Origin of the sequence: Mesorhizobium sp. M7A.F.Ca.AU.001.01.1.1, assembly GCF_004022735.1 — a bacterium.
GTDB classification, from domain to species: Bacteria; Pseudomonadota; Alphaproteobacteria; order Rhizobiales; family Rhizobiaceae; genus Mesorhizobium; species Mesorhizobium ciceri.
This window is the reverse complement of sequence record NZ_RZPF01000499.1, coordinates 1-5,081: the sequence shown is the minus strand read 5'-3', so window position 1 is coordinate 5,081 and position 5,081 is coordinate 1. Positions and strand designations below refer to the sequence as shown.

General features: G+C 62.0%; 5 protein-coding genes. 3 read left to right on the top strand and 2 right to left on the bottom strand.

From position 1 onward, the window contains the following. Nucleotides 1–16: 16 nt before the first annotated feature. Complete coding sequence (locus EN884_RS25405; RefSeq protein ID WP_024505729.1) at nucleotides 17–391, top strand: hypothetical protein; 375 nt, start codon at nucleotides 17–19, stop codon at nucleotides 389–391. Between the two features lie 163 nt (nucleotides 392–554). Then, nucleotides 555–2,537 carry an acetyl/propionyl/methylcrotonyl-CoA carboxylase subunit alpha gene (locus tag EN884_RS25400; protein WP_013532612.1) on the top strand — a complete coding sequence of 661 codons (1,983 nt, stop codon included), beginning with the start codon at nucleotides 555–557 and terminating at the stop codon, nucleotides 2,535–2,537. 91 nt (nucleotides 2,538–2,628) lie between these two features. On the opposite strand, the gene EN884_RS25395 is transcribed toward EN884_RS25400, so the two are convergent. Both EN884_RS25395 and EN884_RS25390 read right to left on the bottom strand, forming a co-directional pair. Beyond that, on the bottom strand, nucleotides 2,629–3,750 hold the full coding sequence (locus EN884_RS25395) for an ABC transporter substrate-binding protein (protein ID WP_013532613.1): 1,122 nt from the start codon (nucleotides 3,748–3,750) through the stop codon (nucleotides 2,629–2,631). Between the two features lie 392 nt (nucleotides 3,751–4,142). Next, on the bottom strand, nucleotides 4,143–4,409 hold the full coding sequence (locus tag EN884_RS25390) for a sel1 repeat family protein (RefSeq protein ID WP_013532614.1): 267 nt from the start codon (nucleotides 4,407–4,409) through the stop codon (nucleotides 4,143–4,145). A 446-nt stretch (nucleotides 4,410–4,855) separates the two neighbouring features. On the opposite strand from EN884_RS25390, the gene EN884_RS25385 reads away from it, so the two are divergent. Next, nucleotides 4,856–5,081: DUF2147 domain-containing protein (locus tag EN884_RS25385; RefSeq protein WP_128360798.1), on the top strand; the 226-nt coding region annotated here is incomplete at its 3' end.

Below are 5,081 nucleotides of genomic sequence, written 5' to 3'. Positions count from 1 at the left end.
CCTTGGGGAAGACAAAATGAAATCCACGAATTCCAAGCGAACAGCCATGGCGATATTGGCTGTATTGCTGGTGTTCGCAGCATCCGGAGCGGGCATGGCCGGCTCACTGGCGGGAAGCGAGGGAGACAAGCGTTTCCCGCCGTACCTGCCGCGAAATCCCAAGGATCCCTGCACCAAGGCCTACAAGGCCTATGTCGCGGCCGGTGGCCATTCAGCGTACGCAACCACTCCCTACGCACGGATAATGTCGTCGTACATAGTTTGCGGCGGCCACCTCAACGCACCATCTCAAAAGACGGCCGAAGAGTTGGCGATGAAATCCTGTCAGTCCACCCGCGGCCACTACAAAGTCACGACCGGCGGCAGTTGCGAGATCGCGGCCTCGAAGTAGGTACAGCCGACCGCAAGGTAGAGCACTTCCCTGGTAAGGGAGAGGTTTACTCCGAGGGCTTAAAAGGCTCGCGAGACAGCACCCCCCTCTGTCCTGCCGGTCAGAGGGGGGTGTTCAAGCGCCATGCTTCCCATGGACTTCGAACCTTACATGCGGAGGCTCCATGTTCGCCAAGATCCTGATCGCCAACCGCGGCGAGATCGCTTGCCGTGTCATCCGTACGGCTCGGAAGCTGGGCGTGCGTACCGTCGCCATCTATTCGGATGCCGACGCAAAATCCCTGCATGTCGAGATGGCCGACGAGGCGGTGCATATCGGCGCCTCGCCCGTCGGCGAAAGCTATCTGCGCGGCGACAAGATCATCGCGGCGGCCCTGGCAACGGGTGCGCAAGCCATTCATCCCGGCTACGGCTTCCTGTCGGAAAATCCCGATTTCGTCGACCAGGTGACAGCGGCGGGGCTTATTTTCATCGGCCCATCCGCGGCCTCTATCCGTGCCATGGGGCTGAAGGACGCCGCCAAGCGGCTGATGGAAAAGGCCGGCGTGCCGGTCGTGCCGGGCTATCATGGCGAGGCGCAGGAGATCGTGCTGCTTGCCTCCAAGGCGCGCGAGATCGGCTATCCAGTGCTGATCAAGGCGCGCGCCGGCGGCGGCGGCAAGGGCATGCGCCGGGTCGAGCATCCCGATGAGTTTTCCGAGGCGTTGTCCAGCGCACGGCGCGAGGCGAAAGCCGCGTTCGGCGACGACCGTGTGCTGGTCGAAAAATATGTCGACAAGCCGCGCCATGTCGAAGTGCAGGTCTTCGGCGACAATTTGGGCAATGTCGTGCATCTCTACGAGCGCGATTGCTCGGCGCAGCGCCGCCACCAGAAGGTGATCGAGGAATCGCCGGCGCCCGGCATGACGCCCGCTTTGCGCAAGGCGATGACGGAGGCGGCAGTGAAGGCCGCCAAGGCGATCAATTATTCAGGCGCCGGCACCATCGAGTTCATCGTCGATGCCTCGCAGGGCCTGAAGGCCGACCGCTTCTGGTTCATGGAGATGAACACCCGTCTGCAGGTCGAGCACCCGGTCACCGAAATGGTCACCGGCACCGACCTGGTCGAGTGGCAGTTGCGGGTCGCGTCAGGCGAAAAGCTGCCCAAGACGCAAAGCGAGATCGCGCTCGTCGGCCATGCCTTCGAGGCGCGCATCTATGCCGAGGACGCGGCAAAAGGGTTCCTGCCGGCGACCGGTACGCTGCATCATCTGAAATTTCCGGATGCGGCCCCGCAAGGCGCCACGATTCGCATCGAGACTGGCGTGCGAGCGGGTGACGCCATCTCGCCCTATTACGACCCGATGATTGCCAAGCTGGTCGTCCACGCAACGGACAGGCAGGCGGCTCTGGAGGCGCTTGGCGCGGCGCTATCCCGGACCGAGATCGCCGGCTCGACCGTCAACACCGCCTTTCTTGCCGCTCTCGCCGCCGATCCGGATTTCGCCGCAGGCGATGTTGACACCAGCCTGATCGCCAGGCACCAGACGGCGCTGACCGAGGTCGCGCCGCCGACCGGCGAAACCATCGCTGCCGCGGCCGTTGCGGCCTCCGGCGCCGGAGCATCGCCGTCACCCAACGATCCGTGGTCGTCGCTTGCCGGTTATGCGCATTTCCACAGCGTGGCGCGACGCACACGTTTGAAGTTTGGCGAAGACGAAATCGTGGCGAAAGTTTCGGTGCGGCATGACGGGCGGTTCCAGGTGACGCTGGACAAGCCCTATGACGACACCAATTCGCATGATTTTCGCTCAACACCACGCCTCGCCCGCTGGCCAGGCCACATCACCCTGTTCGAAGGCGCCGTCGGCTACACCTTTACGGTGCCGGACCCGCTCGCACGAGCCGACGAGGCAGCGGCGGGTTCAGGCAGCCTGCGCGCGCCGATGCCGGGACTGGTCAAGCTGGTGCGCGTGGGAAAGGGCGATGCCGTGATCAAGGGTCAACCGCTGCTGATCCTGGAGGCGATGAAGATGGAACACACCATCGCCGCGCCGCATGACGGCGTGATCGCCGAGATCGCCACCGAGGGCGTGCAGGTGACCGACGGGACGGTGCTGGTACGGTTCGTCGAGGAACAAGCCGCTTCGGCCGCTGTAGCCAGCTGACGGTTCGAAAGGCAGACTACAGGGCAAACAAGAAAATGGCCGGGGACGACCCCGGCCATTTCCCTATGCTATTCAGTCGCCGGGCCGGCGATTACTGCGCGATCGGCGCATATTTTCCGTCATGCCACTGGTTGATGTCGTAGCTGGCATTCTTGAGATCGCCCTTCTCGTCGAAGGTGACATTACCGACGACGGTGCTGATCGGCGTGCCGTTCTTCAGCGCCTCGGCAACCTTGGCCGGATCGTCGCTGCCGGCACGCTTGATGCCTTCGGCGAATGCCTGGATGGTGGCGTATGAGAACAGCGTGAAGCCCTCCGGCACGAAACCGCCGGCCTTGATCTTCTCGACGGCTGCCTTGGCTTCCGGCTTTGCCTGCGGATCCGACGGGAAGACGAACATGGTGCCCTCGCCGGCCGGGCCAGCGACCTGCCAGAATTCCGGCGAGGCGATGGAGTCCGGCATGATCAGCTGGAACTTCAGGTTCTGTTCCGCCGACTGACGCAGGATCAGGCCAGCTTCAGGATGGTAGCCGCCGAAATAGACGACGTCGGCTTTCAAGTCCTTGAGCTTGGTAACGAGAGCCGAATAGTCCTTCTCGCCAGCGTTGATGCCGTCATAGTAGACCTCCTTGAGGCCGCCGGCATTCATCGTTGCCCTGACGGCGTCAGCCACGCCCTGTCCGTAGGCGCTCTTGTCGTGCAGGACGACGACATTCTTGCCGGCGAACTTCTTGGCGATCCATGGGCCGATGAAGGCGCCCTGCGCATCGTCACGCGTATAAAGGCGCATGATCGTCGGCCAGCCGGCCTTGGCGGCCGCGTCGGTCAGCACCGGGTTGGAAGAAGCCGGGCTCATCATCAGCGCGCCGGCTTCGGCATAGACGGCCGAGGCCGGAATGCTCGAACCCGAGCAGGCATGGCCGTCGATGAACTTGACGCCATCGGCGACGACGCGGTTGGCAACCGACACCGCCTGCTTGGGATCGCACTGGTCGTCTTCGATATCAAGCTTGATCATCGACCCGTTGACGCCGCCAGCGGCGTTGATCGCATCGGCAGCGGCCTGTGCGCCCTGCTTGAACTGATCGCCGATGGTGGCGAGCTGTCCGGTCATCGGGCCGATCACCGCAAAGGTGATATCGTCGGCGAATGCGACCGGCGTGCTCATCATCAGGCCGAATATGGCCGCGTTCAAAATACTCAATTTTTTCATGATGGTAGAACTCCTCCACTCACGCGCGGCCGCCCCGGCCACGCTTCTTCCAGAGAGGCGGGACAATTTCATCCTTCATTCGGCCTGTCTAGGCGCATTGGCGCCGCTCGATTGGGCCTGCAAGACGTCATCCACGCAAAAACCCACGCCAGCCTTGTTCCGGCTGGTCGTGGCTTTTTTGCCCGTCGAGCAATCTCCAGGCGCCCCGCCCCTAAAAATCCCGCTCAGCTTCCCTGTGTCGCGCACGACTGGGCCTTGCGGCCTGCCGCGTTCTTTCTCTTGCCCTCGTGACCGTCTTGCGCGGCCTTCAATTTCGCCGGGTCCGGCCGTCTGTGCGGCCTTGATCCCGGAGCTTCCCTGTCTTCGATAGGCCTGTCTGCGATTGGCAGATTTCAGTGCATGGTCATCCATTCGCGGGCTTCGCGAAGCGCCGTGGCGATCTCGACCTTCGACATGGCCGCCGACAGTTCCGAGCGCAGTTCCGCGGCGCGGGCCGAGCCCTTGATGGCGGCGATGTTGAACCATTTGTGGGCGGCAACGACATCGGTCTCGCAATCGCGGCCGGTCGCATACATCATGCCCAGTTCGAAAAGGATGTCGGCCTGGGCAGTTGCCCCCATGGCGCCGAAACCTGCTTCAAGCATTTCAAAACGTGCCATTTCAATCCCCTGTTTCCGGCCCCTGTCAGGCTCCCGAGAGCTGCCTTCTTTCGTCCTTGGCGGCTGCTCTTCCGATGCTTTCGAGAATGCCGTGCAGGCTTGAATCCGTCGTTAAATGGCGTGCTTAATTTGAGGAAAACAAAGCTAAAACAAGAGGTAAACGCGGAAATTCGTTAAGGATACAAAGCCAGCAATTCAGCCTGCTTGCGTCAAATTTGACGAAAATTTCCCGATGCCAATTCAAGACTTCGCTAACCACAGGAGACAAAGGCGATGCGCCGATCGTTTCATTTCCTTGGCCAGGAGGCGCATTCGGGGCCCTTCAAAATCCGAAAGTCTTCCGTTGCGGCACCGCTTTTGTTTTGCCGGGAGCTGGATTAGCTTACGTTTGCGTAAGCGGCAGACCGAGGCGGAGCATCCGGCCGGACATCTAAAGGGAGGAAGACATGTTTCGAAGAGTGAGCCTGGCCCTTGCGGCCACATTGATCATGGCCGGTGCGGCCTGGGCCGATCCGATCGAGGGCAATTGGAAGACGCAGGCCGGCGACACCGCAGCCATCGCTGGCGGCGGCTCGTTTTCCATCACGCTCAAGTCCGGCAAATATGCCGGCAAGACCATCGGCTCGCTCAAGGCGACGGGCGACAACAAATATGCCGGCAACATCACCGATC